The following is a 14,638-nucleotide window of genomic DNA, read 5'->3' on the forward strand; positions in this document are numbered from 1 at the left end:
ACTCGCTGATCAGGACGGCACCGGCATCCGGCCGCCGGACCTCGGGAAACATATCGGCCAGAAGGCCGCCCTGCGCGCTCCGGCCGTTCTTGACTGAAGCCTCTGAAGCCTCTGAAGTCCCTGACGTCTCTGAAGTCATGGCGACACCCTGCAACCTCAACCAAGATCGAGGTCAAGCACCGCCCGTAGAACGGCCCCGAACACACCGGTGGGGCGGGACGCCGAAGCGCACCGCCCCTCCACAGGACGCCGTTTCCCAAACCCCGGAAAACGGACGGTCACCGGCTTCCGGCTACCGCCGACCAGCTACCGCCTACCGGTAGTTCACAAACTGAAGGGCGAAGTCCAGGTCCTTCCCCTTCAGCAGCTGCTGCACCGCCTGGAGGTCGTCCCGGCTCTTCGAGCTGACCCGCAGCTCGTCGCCCTGCACCTGCGCCTTGACGCCCTTCGGGCCCTCATCGCGGATGATCTTGGCGACCTTCTTGGCGTTCTCCTGCGAGATCCCCTCCTCGATCGAGGCGGAGATCCTGTACTCCTTGCCCGACGCCTGCGGCTCGCCGGCGTCCAGCGCCTTCAGCGAGATCCCCCGCTTGACCAGCTTGGTCTCGAAGATGTCGAGTACGGCCTTCACCCGCTCCTCGGCGTTGGCCCGCATCTCGATCTTCTCGCCCGACCAGGCGATCGCGGCGCCCACGCCCTTGAAGTCGTAGCGCTGCGAGATCTCCTTGGCGGCCTGGTTGAGCGCGTTGTCGACCTCCTGCCGCTCGACCTTCGAGACGATGTCGAAACTGGAGTCGGCCATCTTGAGTTGGCTCCTCATACATAGATCCGTCAGGGGCGCGGCCCATCCCGGACCGCCAGCCAAGCCTAGCCACCCGGCCAAGATCCAGCGCTTCGGAATCGAGTGGCGGACCACCCCCAGCCATCGGGTATGGTTTACGTCGTTGCCACGGAGCGCCGCCCCACAGCGGATCTCCCGACAACAAATCCCTGGCGGTGTGCCCGAGCGGCCAAAGGGAGCAGACTGTAAATCTGCCGGCTTCGCCTTCCCAGGTTCGAATCCTGGCGCCGCCACACGGAACAAAGGGCCCGTGACCTGCACTCAAGCAGGTCACGGGCCCTTTGTCGTACATCTGGGCCGTCCGCGGCCTCGCCTCCACCCGTGAGGAATGTGGCCTACCCCGGAATCGAGCCGAGCCAGGCCGGCAACGCTGCGTGACGAAGGCCATACGGCCGCCACGCTGCGCCCGGAAGAGCCGACCGGGGCGTTGCCCGCCGCACACCCGCCGCACACCGCCCCCCCACTCCACCACCCGCACCACCCACTCACCCCGCCAAGTGATGCGACGTCACCTCATCAGTGCCCTATCCGTTCAGTGCCCTATGAGTGCCCCATCAGTGCCCCGCCACGTTCCGCACCGCCTCCGCCGCCGGTACATCGCCCTCGATGAGCTCCAACGTCCGCCCCGCGGTGGCTGGTTGGGCGAGCAGTTCCGCCAGGACGGCGGCCACGTCGTCGCGGGTGACGTCGCCCCGGCCGGTCGCATCGGCCAGGGTCACCAGGCCCGTTCCGGGGTCGTTGGTCAGCCGGCCCGGACGCAGGATCGTCCAGTCGAGCCCGGCGCGGGCCCGTACGTCGGCGTCCGCGGCGCCCTTGGCCCGCAGATACGCGGCGAAGACCGGGTCGGTGCCCTCCGGCGGTTCGCGGTCCGCGCCCATGGAGGAGACGACGAGGAAGCGCCGTACGCCCGCCGCCTCGGCCGCGTCCGCGAACAGCGCCGCCGCGCCGCGGTCCACGGTGTCCTTGCGCTCGGTGCCGCTGCCCGGACCGGCGCCCGCCGCGAACACCGCCGCATCCGCGCCCTCCAGATGCCGCGCGACATCCTCGACCGTCGCCGACTCCAGGTCGCAGACGACCGGTTCGCCGCCCGCGGCCAGCACGTCGCCGGCCTGTTCCGGCCGCCGGATGATGCCCGCGACCTCGTCCCCGCGCCCGGCGAGCAACCGCTCCAGCCGCAGCGCGATCTGACCATGTCCACCTGCGATGACAATGCGCATGATGCCGACCGTACGCCGCACCGTCCGCGCACCGTGCGGGACCGGCCGGTGCGGCGCAAAGCCGTGAGGGGCCCCGGGGCCGCGGAGAGGCGCCTAGGGACGCTCTAGGGACGCTGCGACTGCCGCGGCAGCTCCAGCGCCACCTCCGCCGCCGAGTCGCAGTACTCGCGGACCGCGCTGGTACGGGCCACGACGCGGCCCCGGTGCACCACGACCCGGCTGTAGGCCAGGGAGAGCACCCCGGCGATCCGCTCGCCCCGTACGGCCAACAGCTCGGCAGGAAAGCCCGCCTCGACGCGTACCTCGGGCAGGCCCAGCGTGGCCCGCGCGGCCGCGCTCACCGTCTCGTACGCGGCCTCCGGGGTGGCCTCCCCGAGGGATGCCAGGAGGTAGGCGGCCTCCAACGGATCGCCGCGCCCCACCGGGTTCGCCACATCGCGCAGCGCGCCGCTGCCCGCCGCCACCCGCACCCCGGCGGCGCGCAGCAGCCGTACGGGGGCGGGGCGGGCCACCCGTGAGCCATGGCGTTCCAGGCCGGTGCAGTCGCCCTGCGGCAGGCAGATGACGGCGACATCGGCGGCCGCCAGCTGTTCGGCGACCCGGGCGGCCACGCTGCGCGGCATCCGGGCCATCCCGGCGCACGGCCCCAGGGCCACGCCCGGCCGCAGCCCGCCGGCCATCGCCGCGAAACGGGACAGCCGCGCCGGATCGTCGCCGTCGGTGTGCAGATCCACCGGGCAGCCGTGCTCGCCCGCCACCTCCAGGACCGTCTCGACGTACCCCGCCGGATCCGGGTCGAGGTCCGGGCAGCCGCCGATGACCGTGGCGCCCATCTTGACGGCGTCCCGCAGCATCGCCAGCCCGTCCGCGCCGGCCACCCCGGTCAGCACCCGCGGTACCGCGACCGCCGCCAGATCGGCGAGCCCGCGCAGCGACCGGCGGGCCTGGAGCACCGCCTGGAGCGAGCGCAGCCCTTGGACGTCGCCGATGCGGACATGGCTGCGGGAGGCGGTGGCGCCGTGGCCGAGCTGGAGCAGCGCCGCCTCGGTCGTGCGGCGCTGGACCTCCTCGGGGGAGTCGGAGGCGGGTCCGTCGGTGTCCGCGGTCAGCGCGGTGTCGCAGTGGGCGTGCGGTTCGGCGGGGGCGGGAAGCAGGAGATAGCCCGCGAGGTCGACGCGGGAGCCCTGCGGGGCGAGGCTGCCGGCCGTCCCGACCGCCTCGATGCGTCCGCCGCCCAGCCGCACGTCCACCGTCCGGCCGTCGGCCAGCCGGGCGCCGCACAGGACCAGTGCACCGGCGTCCGACCGGGCCTGCCGGCCGGTGTTCGGCTTGCCCCGTTTTCCCGGCTGAGGCTGCTGCGGTGAACTGCTGTCGGACATCGCGCTCCTCGAAGGCACCGGCGTGCAAGATCACGCAGCGGTTCTCCGAGCGTAGGGCGCAGCCGGGAGAGCTTCGCGCAGGCGCGAAATAGTCGTACCGGTGTGGTGCGGGGGGCCGTTGGTGCGCCGCCGGGATACGGATTTCACCTTTGGCTGCGGGCCGTGTAATGTCTTCATCGCTCGCCCCAATAGCTCAGTCGGCAGAGCGTCTCCATGGTAAGGAGAAGGTCTACGGTTCGATTCCGTATTGGGGCTCTGATGACGAGGTTCCCGCCTTCGGGTGGGTTCCCCGCATCGCAGCGGTGTAGCTCAGTCGGTAGAGCAAGCGGCTCATAATCGCTGTGTCACCGGTTCAAGTCCGGTCACCGCTACTGACAGTAGCCGATTGTGGGGTCGGTCCTCCGATCGGCTACTCTTTTATGCGTTAGTCCGACCATCTGTCCGTCCAAGGAGCACTCACGTGGCTGCCACCGACGTCCGCCCGAAGATCACGCTGGCCTGCGTGGAGTGCAAGGAGCGGAACTACATCACCAAGAAGAACCGGCGCAACAACCCGGACCGTCTTGAGATGAAGAAGCACTGCCCCCGCTGCAACTCGCACACCGCGCACCGCGAGACGCGATAAGCAGGCGCGCTTCTCGTAAAGCACTGTCGTGAGGCCGTCCCCAATTTGGGGGCGGCCTCACGGCGTTGATCACGTACCAGTACAGGGAGGTTGCGAGCCCCATGGCGCTCGACCCGTCTTTTGTCGGACGCACGTACCCGCCCACCGACCCGTACGAGGTCGGCCGGGAAAAGATCCGCGAATTCGCCGAGGCGATCGGGGACGCCAATCCGGCATACACCGATACCGAAGCCGCCAAGGCGCTCGGGCATCTCGATGTGATCGCCCCGCCGACATTTGTGTTCGCCATCACCTTCAAGGCGGCCGGAACGGTCGTCCGGGACCCGCAACTGGGCCTGGACTACAGCCGGGTGGTCCACGGTGACCAGAAGTTCGCCTACACCCGGCCGGTGCGCGCCGGTGACCGACTGACCGTCACCTCCACCATCGAGGCGGTCAAGACGATGGCGGGCAACGACATCATCGACATCCGCGGGGACGTGCACGACGAGGCGGGCGAGCACGTGGTGACCGCCTTCACCAAGCTGGTCGCCCGCGCCGCCAAGGAGGGCTGAGATGAGCGCCAAGATTTCCTACGACGAGGTCGAGGTCGGCACCGAACTCCCGGCGCAGTCCTTTCCCGTGACCCGCGCCACCCTCGTCCAGTACGCGGGCGCCTCCGGCGACTTCAACCCGATCCACTGGAACGAGAAGTTCGCCATAGAGGTCGGGCTGCCCGACGTCATCGCGCACGGCATGTTCACCATGGCCGAGGCGATCCGCGTGGTGACGGACTGGACCGGCGACCCCGGTGCCGTCGCCGAGTACGGCGTGCGCTTCACCAAGCCGGTCATCGTCCCCAACGACGACAACGGCGCGCTGATCGAGGTCAGCGGCAAGGTCGCCGCCAAGCTGGACGACGACGCCCGTACGGTGCGCGTCGACCTCACCGCCACCAGCGCGGGCCAGAAGGTGCTGGGCATGTCCCGCGCCGTGGTCCGGCTGGCCTGAGCCGGTACGGGCACGGGGCGGGGGCGGCCGGAAAGGGATTGTCGGCCCGCCCCCGTACCCTTGGGCGCGTGCAGGAACTCAAGGACGCTCCCCTCGCCCCGCTGACCACCTTCCGCCTCGGTGGCCCGGCGACCCGCCTCGTGACGGCCACCACCGACGACGAGGTGATCGCCGCCGTCCGCGCGGCCGACGACGCCGGCACCCCGCTGCTGATCATCGGCGGTGGCTCCAACCTCGTCATCGGCGACAAGGGCTTCGAGGGCACCGCCCTGCGCATCGCCACCAGCGGCTTCGACCTGGACGGCACGACGCTGACGCTGGCCGCCGGCGAGAACTGGTCCGACGCGGTGGCCCGTACGGTCGAGGCCGGGCTGGCCGGTATCGAGTGCCTGGCCGGCATCCCCGGCTCGGCCGGTGCCACCCCGATCCAGAACGTCGGCGCCTACGGCCAGGAGGTCTCCGCCACGATCACCGAGGTCGTCGCCTACGACCGCCGGGCCGGCGAGACCGTCACCCTCGCCAACGAGGAGTGCGCCTTCTCCTACCGCCACAGCCGCTTCAAGCAGCACCCGGAGCGCTTCGTGGTGCTGCGGGTGCGCTTCGTGCTGGAGGACGCAGGCGGGCTGTCCGCGCCGCTGAAGTACGCCGAGACCGCCCGGACCCTCGGCGTCGAGGCCGGAGACCGGGTCCCGGCGGCCGTCGCCCGTAAGACCGTCCTGGCGCTGCGCGCGGGCAAGGGCATGGTGCTGGACCCGGACGACCACGACACCTGGTCGGCCGGCTCCTTCTTCACCAACCCGGTCCTCACCGATGCCGAGCACACCGCCTTCCTGGAGCGCGTTCGCGACCGCCTCGGCCCCGATGCCGCGCCGCCCGCCTTCCCGGCGGGCGACGGCCTGGTGAAGACCTCCGCCGCCTGGCTGATCGACCGCGCCGGCTTCACCAAGGGCTACGGCGAGGGCCCGGCCCGTATCTCCACCAAGCACACCCTCGCCCTGACCAACCGCGGCACGGCCACCACCGAGGACCTCCTGGCGCTGGCCCGCGAGGTCCGCGACGGCGTCCGCGCGGCCTTCGGGATCACCCTCGTCAACGAGCCCGTGACGGTCGGCGTCAGCCTCTAGACAGCGCGGCCGCCGGGAACGTCACACAGGCCGCCGGAAGCCGCGAGGAGGACGTCTGGAGGCCGTGGCGGGGCCGCCGCGGCCCCGGTGCGGCCTACGCCGCCAGCCAGGCGTCGATGCCCGCCAGCAGCCGTCGCCGCTCGCTCTCGGGCGCCTGGGAGGCGCGGACGGACTGGCGGGCCAGCTCGGCCAGCTCCGTGTCCGAGAAGCCGTGCACACCGCGGGCGATCTCGTACTGCGCGGCCAGCCGCGCGCCGAACAGCAGCGGATCGTCCGCGCCCAGCGCCATCGGCACCCCGGCCTCGAAGAGCGTCCGCAGCGGTACGTCCTCGGGCTTCTCGTACACCCCCAGCGCCACATTCGACGCCGGGCAGACCTCGCAGGTCACCCCGCGGTCGGCCAGCCGCCGCAGCAGCGCGGGATCCTCCGCCGCCCGGACGCCGTGCCCGACCCGCCCGGCATGCAGATCGTCCAGACAGTCCCGTACGCTCGCCGGCCCCGACAGCTCACCGCCGTGCGGCGCCGCCAGCAGACCGCCGGCCCGCGCGATGGCGAAGGCCCGGTCGAAGTCCCGGGCGAAGCCGCGCCGTTCATCGTTGGACAGACCGAAACCGACCACGCCCCGGTCGGCGTAGCGCACCGCGAGCCGGGCGAGCGTACGCGCCTCCAGGGGGTGCTTCATGCGGTTCGCGGCCACCAGGACGCGGATGCCCAGCCCGGTGTCCCGCGAGGCCCGCTCGACCGCGTCCAGGATGATCTCCAGCGCCGGGATCAGCCCGCCCAGCCGCGGCGCGTACGAGGTCGGGTCGACCTGGATCTCCAGCCACTCCGAGCCGTCCCGGACGTCCTCCTCGGCGGCCTCGCGCACCAGCCGCTGGATGTCCTCCGGCCTGCGCAGACAGGACCGGGCGAGGTCGTAGAGCCGCTGGAAGCGGAACCAGCCGCGCTCGTCCGTGGCCCTCAGCCGCGGCGGCTCGCCGCCCTTGAGCGCGTCGGGCAGATGCACGCCGTATTGGTCGGCGAGCTCCAGCAGGGTCGTGGCCCGCATCGAACCCGTGAAGTGCAGGTGCAGGTGGGCCTTTGGCAATTGACGCAGATCACGAATGCGCTCCATTGGCAGATCTTGCCGTACGGAAGCGGTGCGGCGGTAGGGCCCGGCCCCGAACGAAGGGTCTGCCGAAAGCGCGAGCGGGCACCCGGAAGGTTCCGGACGCCCGCTCGAACAACCATCAATTGCGTCACCCACGGCGGCAGCAACCACCTCCGCGAGAGCGATGGGGGTCCCCCCGCGCCTTAAGCGTGGGGGAGGTTCAGCCGCGAGAAACAGCCTCCGCCAGCAGCTTCTGGACCCGCGAGATGCCCTCGACCAGGTCCTCATCGCCCAGCGCATACGAAATCCGCAGGTAGCCGGGGGTACCGAAGGCCTCGCCCGGGACGACGGCGACCTCCGCCTCCTCCAGGATCAGCTCGGCCAGCTCGACGCTGGTCTGCGGGCGCCTGCCGCGGATCTCCTTGCCCAGGAGGTCCTTGACCGACGGGTAGGCGTAGAACGCGCCCTCCGGCTCGGGGCAGAACACACCGTCGATCTCGTTGAGCATCTGCACCATCTTGCGGCGGCGGCGGTCGAAGGCCACCTTCATCTCCTCGACGGCCGTCAGGTCACCGGAGACCGCCGCGATGGCCGCGGCCTGCGCGACGTTGGAGACGTTGGAGGTGGCGTGCGACTGGAGGTTCGCGGCGGCCTTGATGACGTCCTTGGGGCCGATCGCCCAGCCCACCCGCCAGCCGGTCATCGCATACGTCTTGGCCACACCGTTGACGACGATGCACTTGTCGCGCAGCTCGGGCACGACCACCGGCAGCGAGGAGAACTGCGCCTCGCCGTAGACCAGGTGCTCGTAGATCTCGTCGGTCAGTACCCACAGGCCGTGCTCGGCGGCCCAGCGGCCGACCGCCTCGACCTGCTCGCGGGGGTAGACCGAGCCGGTCGGGTTCGACGGCGAGACGAAGACCAGGACCTTGGTCTTGTCCGTACGGGCGGCCTCCAGCTGCTCGACGGTCACCCGGTAGCCGGTCGTCTCATCGGCCACCACCGGGACCGGCACACCGCCCGCGAGCTGGATCGACTCGGGGTAGGTGGTCCAGTACGGGGCCGGGATGATGACCTCGTCGCCCGGGTCGACGATGGCCGCGAACGCCTCGTAGATGGCCTGCTTGCCGCCGTTGGTGACCAGGACGTTGGCGGCCTCGATCTCGTAGCCGGAGTCGCGGCGGGTCTTCTCGACGATCGCGGACTTCAGCTCGGGGAGGCCGCCGGCCGGGGTGTAGCGGTGGAACTTCGGGTTGCGGCAGGCCTCGACGGCCGCCTCGACGATGTAGTCGGGCGTGGGGAAGTCGGGCTCACCGGCGCCGAAGCCGATCACCGGGCGCCCGGCGGCCTTGAGGGCCTTGGCCTTGGCGTCGACGGCGAGGGTGGCGGACTCGGAGATCGCACCGATGCGGGCGGAGACCCGGCGGTCGGTGGGGGACGATGCGGAAGGAGTGGCAGCGCTCATGGAGGCATCGTCGCAGACCGTCCCCGGGCCCGTTGCACGGGTTTGCGGGCGTGGTCCGGGGCGCACCGGGAGCGTTCCGGGAGGTTTCTGTTCGACGCCCGGCGATTGACCACGTACACTCGCTGACCGTTGGCTCCCAACGGGTCGCTGCGCCGCACGCACATAGTGCAGTCGGTCGTATGCGGTAGGTTGGGGGAACCACAAAGGGTCGTAGCTCAATTGGTAGAGCACTGGTCTCCAAAACCAGCGGTTGGGGGTTCAAGTCCCTCCGGCCCTGCTACACGCACTTTCTTCACCAAGGTGCGTGCACGCGTACGTATGAAATGCACCGCCGTGCGGCTCAACCGGGCGCGGCACGGCCACGACCCGGATCAGGTGAGGACGAGTGACGGACGCCCTGGGCTCCATCGACATGCCTGAGCGCGGTCGTTCCGAGGACGAGACCGCGGAATCCCAGAAGAAGCCCCGCCGTGGCGGCAAGCGCGGCAAGAAGGGGCCTTTTGCGCGTCTCGCGCTCTTCTACCGCCAGATCGTGGCGGAGCTCCGCAAGGTCGTGTGGCCCTCGCGCAGCCAGCTGTCGTCGTACACCTCCGTGGTGATCGTCTTCGTGGCCATCATCATTGGTCTCGTAACCGTGATTGACTTGGGAATCAACCGAGTAGTCGGGTACGTCTTCGGCTGATCCCGCGGAGGGTGCCTCTGCGGGTGGCCCTTCGCACGTATAACCCCTTGAAGCAAGGAAGAAGCAGCCACGTGTCTGACCCGAACCTGAACGACGCCGCCAAGCCCGTCGCGGCCGCAGAGGCCGAGGTTGACGAGGCCGTCTCGGCCGAGGTCGAGGGCGATGACACCGCTCTGGAGATCGTCGAGAACGCGGACGGCGCCGATGAGATCGACGCCGAGGACGCTGCTGCCGGCGAGCCCGCCGAAGAGTCCGCGGTCCACGTCGAGGAGGACGCCGAGGCCGTCGCCGAGGCCGCCGAGGACGAGGCCGAGGAGGAGCAGGAGCCGGTCGACCCGGTGGCCGCCCTCCGTGACGAGCTGCGTGGCCTCCCCGGTGAGTGGTACGTCATCCACACCTACGCGGGCTACGAGAACCGCGTGAAGACCAATCTCGAGCAGCGCGCCGTTTCGCTGAACGTCGAGGACTACATCTTCCAGGCCGAGGTGCCGCAGGAAGAGGTCGCCCAGATCAAGAACGGCGAGCGCCGTACCGTCCGCCAGAACAAGCTCCCCGGCTACGTGCTGGTGCGCATGGACCTGACGAACGAGTCCTGGGGCGTGGTGCGCAACACCCCGGGTGTCACCGGCTTCGTCGGCAACGCCTACGATCCCTACCCGCTGACGCTGGACGAGATCGTCAAGATGCTCGCCCCGGAGGCCGAGGAGAAGGCCGCCAAGGAGGCCGCCGCGGCCGAGGGCAAGCCGGCGCCGTCGCGCAAGGTCGAGGTCCAGGTGCTGGACTTCGAGGTGGGCGACTCCGTCACCGTCACCGACGGTCCGTTCGCGACGCTCCAGGCGACGATCAACGAGATCAACGCCGACTCGAAGAAGGTCAAGGGCCTGGTCGAGATCTTCGGCCGGGAGACCCCGGTCGAGCTCAGCTTCGACCAGATCCAGAAGAACTGATTCGCACCAACAGCCACCGGCCGGGTCAGGCGGGCTCGCGAGAGCCTGCCTGACCTGCTCGGTTTTTGGCCGCACGACCATACCCGTTATCGTTGTGCGGTATGCCTCCATCCGGATGACCGGATCGCGGGGCGAATCACCTCTCACTAGGACCCGGAGAGAGCATGCCTCCCAAGAAGAAGAAGGTCACGGGGCTTATCAAGCTCCAGATCAGTGCCGGCGCCGCAAACCCGGCCCCGCCGGTCGGCCCCGCGCTGGGTCAGCACGGCGTCAACATCATGGAGTTCTGCAAGGCCTACAACGCCGCGACCGAGTCGCAGCGTGGCATGGTCGTGCCGGTGGAGATCACGGTCTACGAGGACCGTTCCTTCACCTTCGTCACCAAGACCCCGCCGGCCGCGAAGCTCATCCTGAAGGCCGCGGGCGTGGAGAAGGGCTCCGGCGAGCCGCACAAGACCAAGGTCGCCAAGATCACCCGCGACCAGGTCCGTGAGATCGCCACGACCAAGATGCCCGACCTGAACGCCAACGACCTGGACGCCGCCGAGAAGATCATCGCCGGCACCGCCCGTTCCATGGGCGTCACGGTCGAGGGCTGATCCCCAGCCTTTTCCGGCATTCCGTGGCAGGGCCAGGCGCTGGTCCGCACCACGACTCCACCCCACTGCATCAGGAGCAGAAGTGAAGCGCAGCAAGACTCTTCGCAACGCGGACGCGAAGATCGACCGGGAGCGTCTGTACGCCCCGCTCGAGGCCGTCCGCCTCGCCAAGGAGACCACGTCCGTCAAGTTCGACGCGACCGTCGAGGTCGCCATGCGTCTGGGTGTCGACCCGCGCAAGGCCGACCAGATGGTCCGTGGCACCGTGAACCTCCCGCACGGCACCGGTAAGACCGCCCGGGTCCTGGTCTTCGCGACCGGTGACCGTGCTGCGGCCGCGGAAGCCGCCGGCGCCGACATCGTCGGCTCGGACGAACTGATCGACGAGATCTCCAAGGGCAACCGCCTGAACGAGTTCGACGCCGTCGTCGCCACCCCGGACCTCATGGGCAAGGTCGGCCGCCTCGGCCGCGTGCTCGGTCCGCGTGGTCTGATGCCGAACCCGAAGACCGGCACCGTGACCCCGGACGTGGCCAAGGCCGTGACCGAGATCAAGGGCGGCAAGATCGAGTTCCGCGTGGACAAGCACGCGAACCTCCACTTCATCATCGGCAAGGTGTCCTTCGACGACACCAAGCTGGTGGAGAACTACGCCGCGGCGCTCGAGGAGATCAACCGCCTCAAGCCGTCCGCCGCCAAGGGCCGCTACATCAAGAAGGCGACCGTCACCACCACGATGGGCCCCGGCATCCCGCTGGACGCCAACCGCACCCGCAACCTCCTCGTCGAGGACGAGGCCGTCTGATCTCGCTGATCGGCGCCTCCTAGCGAGCGTATGCACCGTCAGGCCCCGCTTCTCCCTTGTGAGAAGCGGGGCCTGACGCATGCGTTGTCGGTGCTCTGCACTACAGTCACCCCGAGGTCCATAGAGGAAAACTAAGGGGGATCCTCAAGTGCGCAGCACGCGAATCACCGCCGCCGTGGCGGGGGTTGTCATCCTGGTCGGCGGACTCTCCGCCTGTAACGGCAAGAGCGACGACAAGGCCGGCGGCAGCACCGGCGGTAGCAGCAGCAGTGGCGGCAGCAGCGGCGGCAGCGGGGCCCAGGACCCGTCCAAGAGCCCGATCGACGCGCTGAAGGCCGCGCAGACGGCGACCGACGCCAAGAAGTCGGTGAAGCTGGACGGCACCACCAAGACCGCCAACGGCACCCAGACCACCAAGGGCGGGGTGGACTGGAGCGACGGCACGCAGATGCGCGTCGAGGCCACCATGCCCGGCAGCAAGACCGGAAAGCCGATGAAGATGCTGTACACCAAGGACGCGGTGTACATGAACATGGGCATGGCCATCGGCGGCAAGCCGTGGATGAAGTACTCGTACGACGCCCTGGCGAAGCAGACCACCAGCGGCTCGCTGCTGAAGGAAGCCCTCACGACCGCCAACCCGAGCGGCCCGATCGAGTGGATGACCGCGGCCAGCGACCTCAAGGTCGTCGGCAAGGAAGACGTCCGCGGCGTCCAGGCGACCCACTACACCGGGACGATCACGACGGACGTGCAGGCCAAGAGGCTGAGCCCGCAGGCCCAGGCGGCCATCAAGAAGCAGCTGGCGCAGTCCAAGGTGAAGAGCGAGACGCTCGACATCTGGATCGACTCCAACAACCTGCTGGTCAAGAAGCAGGAGAAGTTCGGCGCCACCACCGGCGAGGTGTACTACACGGGCTACGGCACCAAGGTCGACATGACCCCGCCGCCCGCGAGCCAGGTCATGGAACACCACTGACCGGCCGGGAGCGGGGCGTCGAGGCGCCCCGCTCCTTCCGATTTGCCTGACGGCGGGACTCTCCCGTACCGTACGCAGGAAGCCAAAGACCGCTGGTTGTCTCCGCGCGTCCGATAACGGGCGTGTGGTGGCCGAAGGATCCGCTAGCTGCGGACGGCCTGCGCAGGTGTCAGTGGAAGTACTCCCAGACGGTTCGCCGTTCGAGTCCGCCCCGTGCGCCTGCGCCGGGGCGTTTGTTTTGCCCAGCCCCTTCTGCGCGGTCCTCATCACCCGGAAGGAGGCCGAGGCTCATGGCGACGTCCGACAAGATCGCAGCTGTTGAGGAGATCACGGAGAAGCTCCGTAACTCCAACGCGGCTGTTGTGACCTCTTACACCGGACTGACTGTGGCGCAGCTCAAGCAGCTGCGTCGTTCGCTCGGCGAGAACGCTCAGTACCGTGTGGTGAAGAACACGCTGACCAAGATCGCGGCCAATGAGGCCGGGATTCAGCTGGACGAGCACCTCAGTGGCTCGACGGCTGTCGCCTTTGTGACCGGTGACCCGGTCGAGGCGGCGAAGGGTCTGCGTGACTTCGCCAAGGACAACCCCTCTCTCGTCATCAAGGGCGGTGTCCTTGAAGGCAAGGCGCTGTCCGCCGACGAGATCAAGAAGCTTGCGGACCTCGAGTCCCGCGAGGTTCTGCTCGCCAAGCTGGCGGGCGCCATGAAGGGCAAGCAGTCCCAGGCTGCCGCGCTCTTCCAGGCGCTTCCCTCGAAGTTCGTCCGCACCGCGGAGGCGCTTCGTGCCAAGCAGGCCGAGCAGGGCGGTGCCGAGTAATTCGGCTCGCACATTGATCGCCGCCGTCTAGGCGACGGTCACAGCGGGCCCGACGTACGCCCGCCTCACATGTACATCCGGCACCAGCCGAATTAGTGGAAGGACCGCCACCATGGCGAAGCTCACCCAGGACGAGCTGCTCGAGCAGTTTGAAGGCATGACCCTCATCGAGCTCTCCGAGTTCGTGAAGGCGTTCGAGGAGAAGTTCGACGTCACCGCTGCCGCCCCGGCCGCCGTTGCCGTTGCCGGCCCGGGTGCCCCGGCCGCCGAGGCTGCTGAGGAGCAGGACGAGTTCGACGTCATCCTCACCGGCGCCGGTGACAAGAAGATCCAGGTCATCAAGGTCGTGCGCGAGCTGACCTCCCTGGGTCTGAAGGAGGCCAAGGACCTCGTCGACGGCACCCCGAAGCCGGTCCTCGAGAAGGTCGCCAAGGACGCCGCGGAGAAGGCCGCCGAGGCCCTCAAGGGCGCCGGCGCCTCCGTCGAGGTCAAGTGACCCCACTGAGCCTCGGGCTCACGTCCTGAGCGCCTGAGGGCGCACCTGGACAACTGCGAAGGGCGATCACCCATGCGGGTGGTCGCCCTTCGGCATGCTCGCCACGGCTGCATTGCCTCGCGCCGGAGTGCGAGTATGGTGATCTTCGTTGCCCGGACGTGGCCCCATGTGACGATCTCCCCGAGGTGCGGGGCCTTGACGAACCGCACGCGGCGCGCAATTCTCGGGACGCGACGCTGAAGCGATCCAGGGTTCGAGGCATGGATCGCGGACGAAGAGGGAAGCATCGGTGTGCGCCACTGGCGCAGGGCTTTCGGCAGGCGCAGGGCATTGGGCGAAGAGATGAACAACGAGGGGCCGCTCCGGCGAGGAGGACAGGCCCTCCCGGAGGGAGAAGATCGGTATCACGGCGTTGAACCGGTCTCCGGAAACTCGCTCTGGACATCAGTGTGCCAAGTGGCTACACTGACCCTTTGCGCTGCCTGTTAGCTGCTCCCTGCCCGTCACCAGGGGCATACCCGAGCCCGAGCATTGCTGAATGATACGCCCTGACCTGGGGTTTCTCTCACTTTGTTCGTTCG

General features: G+C 69.1%; 16 protein-coding genes and 4 tRNA genes. 15 read left to right on the forward strand and 5 right to left on the reverse strand.

Annotation, left to right across the window (positions count from 1 at the left end; genetic code table 11):
• Positions 1 to 313: 313 nt before the first annotated feature.
• Positions 314 to 802 (reverse strand): YajQ family cyclic di-GMP-binding protein, encoded by a 489-nt coding sequence (locus tag SNA_RS37175; protein WP_030062918.1) that lies wholly within the window; start codon positions 800 to 802, stop codon positions 314 to 316.
• Positions 803 to 992: 190 nt separating this feature from the next.
• On the opposite strand from SNA_RS37175, the gene SNA_RS37180 reads away from it, so the two are divergent.
• Positions 993 to 1,074, forward strand: a tRNA-Tyr gene (locus SNA_RS37180).
• 321 nt (positions 1,075 to 1,395) lie between these two features.
• Here the strand turns inward: SNA_RS37180 and SNA_RS37185 are convergent.
• Positions 1,396 to 2,058 carry an NAD(P)H-binding protein gene (locus SNA_RS37185; protein WP_030062917.1) on the reverse strand — a complete coding sequence of 221 codons (663 nt, stop codon included), beginning with the start codon at positions 2,056 to 2,058 and terminating at the stop codon, positions 1,396 to 1,398.
• 104 nt (positions 2,059 to 2,162) lie between these two features.
• Positions 2,163 to 3,437: an amidohydrolase family protein gene (locus SNA_RS37190; protein ID WP_044368783.1), complete on the reverse strand. Its 1,275-nt coding sequence runs from the start codon at positions 3,435 to 3,437 to the stop codon at positions 2,163 to 2,165.
• Between the two features lie 182 nt (positions 3,438 to 3,619).
• Between SNA_RS37190 and SNA_RS37195 the strand changes: the two genes are divergently transcribed.
• From SNA_RS37195 to SNA_RS37220, 6 genes are all read left to right on the forward strand, one after another.
• Positions 3,620 to 3,692 (forward strand) — tRNA-Thr (locus SNA_RS37195).
• A gap of 43 nt (positions 3,693 to 3,735) precedes the next feature.
• Positions 3,736 to 3,808, forward strand: a tRNA-Met gene (locus SNA_RS37200).
• 89 nt (positions 3,809 to 3,897) lie between these two features.
• The gene (gene rpmG / locus SNA_RS37205; RefSeq protein ID WP_003956487.1) at positions 3,898 to 4,062 is read left to right on the forward strand and encodes a 50S ribosomal protein L33; all 165 of its coding nucleotides are present in this window, start codon (positions 3,898 to 3,900) and stop codon (positions 4,060 to 4,062) included.
• 101 nt (positions 4,063 to 4,163) lie between these two features.
• The gene (locus tag SNA_RS37210; RefSeq protein ID WP_030062914.1) at positions 4,164 to 4,616 is read left to right on the forward strand and encodes a MaoC family dehydratase N-terminal domain-containing protein; all 453 of its coding nucleotides are present in this window, start codon (positions 4,164 to 4,166) and stop codon (positions 4,614 to 4,616) included.
• A gap of 1 nt (position 4,617) precedes the next feature.
• Positions 4,618 to 5,052: a MaoC family dehydratase gene (locus SNA_RS37215; RefSeq protein WP_030062913.1), complete on the forward strand. Its 435-nt coding sequence runs from the start codon at positions 4,618 to 4,620 to the stop codon at positions 5,050 to 5,052.
• A 68-nt stretch (positions 5,053 to 5,120) separates the two neighbouring features.
• Positions 5,121 to 6,176 (forward strand): UDP-N-acetylmuramate dehydrogenase, encoded by a 1,056-nt coding sequence (locus SNA_RS37220; protein WP_030062912.1) that lies wholly within the window; start codon positions 5,121 to 5,123, stop codon positions 6,174 to 6,176.
• A 94-nt stretch (positions 6,177 to 6,270) separates the two neighbouring features.
• Here the strand turns inward: SNA_RS37220 and SNA_RS37225 are convergent, their stop codons facing one another.
• Together SNA_RS37225 and SNA_RS37230 are read right to left on the reverse strand one after the other, a co-directional pair.
• Positions 6,271 to 7,290 (reverse strand): adenosine deaminase, encoded by a 1,020-nt coding sequence (locus SNA_RS37225; RefSeq protein ID WP_044368786.1) that lies wholly within the window; start codon positions 7,288 to 7,290, stop codon positions 6,271 to 6,273.
• Between the two features lie 196 nt (positions 7,291 to 7,486).
• The gene (locus tag SNA_RS37230; protein WP_030062910.1) at positions 7,487 to 8,731 is read right to left on the reverse strand and encodes a pyridoxal phosphate-dependent aminotransferase; all 1,245 of its coding nucleotides are present in this window, start codon (positions 8,729 to 8,731) and stop codon (positions 7,487 to 7,489) included.
• A 204-nt stretch (positions 8,732 to 8,935) separates the two neighbouring features.
• Here SNA_RS37230 and SNA_RS37235 point away from each other — a divergent pair.
• The 8 genes from SNA_RS37235 to rplL all read left to right on the forward strand — a co-directional run bounded on the left by SNA_RS37235 (position 8,936) and on the right by rplL (position 14,057).
• Positions 8,936 to 9,008: transfer RNA gene (locus SNA_RS37235), tRNA-Trp, on the forward strand.
• Between the two features lie 108 nt (positions 9,009 to 9,116).
• A complete protein-coding gene (secE, locus tag SNA_RS37240) occupies positions 9,117 to 9,413 on the forward strand; it encodes a preprotein translocase subunit SecE (RefSeq protein ID WP_030062909.1) in 297 nt (98 codons plus the stop codon).
• Positions 9,414 to 9,484: 71 nt separating this feature from the next.
• On the forward strand, positions 9,485 to 10,360 hold the full coding sequence (gene nusG / locus SNA_RS37245; protein ID WP_030062908.1) for a transcription termination/antitermination protein NusG: 876 nt from the start codon (positions 9,485 to 9,487) through the stop codon (positions 10,358 to 10,360).
• 164 nt (positions 10,361 to 10,524) lie between these two features.
• Complete coding sequence (rplK, locus tag SNA_RS37250; RefSeq protein ID WP_030062907.1) at positions 10,525 to 10,959, forward strand: 50S ribosomal protein L11; 435 nt, start codon at positions 10,525 to 10,527, stop codon at positions 10,957 to 10,959.
• Positions 10,960 to 11,041: 82 nt separating this feature from the next.
• Positions 11,042 to 11,764: a 50S ribosomal protein L1 gene (gene rplA, locus SNA_RS37255; RefSeq protein WP_030062906.1), complete on the forward strand. Its 723-nt coding sequence runs from the start codon at positions 11,042 to 11,044 to the stop codon at positions 11,762 to 11,764.
• A gap of 148 nt (positions 11,765 to 11,912) precedes the next feature.
• Positions 11,913 to 12,743 (forward strand): SCO4651 family lipoprotein, encoded by an 831-nt coding sequence (locus SNA_RS37260; protein ID WP_051877021.1) that lies wholly within the window; start codon positions 11,913 to 11,915, stop codon positions 12,741 to 12,743.
• Positions 12,744 to 13,033: 290 nt separating this feature from the next.
• Entirely contained in the window at positions 13,034 to 13,561 is a 528-nt protein-coding gene (gene rplJ, locus SNA_RS37265; RefSeq protein ID WP_030062904.1) for a 50S ribosomal protein L10, read from the forward strand.
• A gap of 112 nt (positions 13,562 to 13,673) precedes the next feature.
• Positions 13,674 to 14,057 (forward strand): 50S ribosomal protein L7/L12, encoded by a 384-nt coding sequence (gene rplL / locus SNA_RS37270; RefSeq protein ID WP_030062903.1) that lies wholly within the window; start codon positions 13,674 to 13,676, stop codon positions 14,055 to 14,057.
• Positions 14,058 to 14,638 lie beyond the last annotated feature (581 nt).

This window comes from Streptomyces natalensis ATCC 27448 (genome assembly GCF_000935125.1).
GTDB lineage: Bacteria > Actinomycetota > Actinomycetes > Streptomycetales > Streptomycetaceae > Streptomyces > Streptomyces natalensis.

Coding starts and splice junctions, on each gene's coding strand:
- SNA_RS37175 (WP_030062918.1), bottom strand. CDS start 802: ATGGCCGACTCCAGTTTCGACATCGTCTCGAAGGTCGAGCGGCAGGAG.
- SNA_RS37185 (WP_030062917.1), bottom strand. CDS start 2,058: ATGCGCATTGTCATCGCAGGTGGACATGGTCAGATCGCGCTGCGGCTG.
- SNA_RS37190 (WP_044368783.1), bottom strand. CDS start 3,437: ATGTCCGACAGCAGTTCACCGCAGCAGCCTCAGCCGGGAAAACGGGGC.
- SNA_RS37210 (WP_030062914.1), top strand. CDS start 4,164: ATGGCGCTCGACCCGTCTTTTGTCGGACGCACGTACCCGCCCACCGAC.
- SNA_RS37215 (WP_030062913.1), top strand. CDS start 4,618: ATGAGCGCCAAGATTTCCTACGACGAGGTCGAGGTCGGCACCGAACTC.
- SNA_RS37225 (WP_044368786.1), bottom strand. CDS start 7,290: ATGGAGCGCATTCGTGATCTGCGTCAATTGCCAAAGGCCCACCTGCAC.
- SNA_RS37230 (WP_030062910.1), bottom strand. CDS start 8,731: ATGAGCGCTGCCACTCCTTCCGCATCGTCCCCCACCGACCGCCGGGTC.
- rplK (WP_030062907.1), top strand. CDS start 10,525: ATGCCTCCCAAGAAGAAGAAGGTCACGGGGCTTATCAAGCTCCAGATC.
- rplJ (WP_030062904.1), top strand. CDS start 13,034: ATGGCGACGTCCGACAAGATCGCAGCTGTTGAGGAGATCACGGAGAAG.
- rplL (WP_030062903.1), top strand. CDS start 13,674: ATGGCGAAGCTCACCCAGGACGAGCTGCTCGAGCAGTTTGAAGGCATG.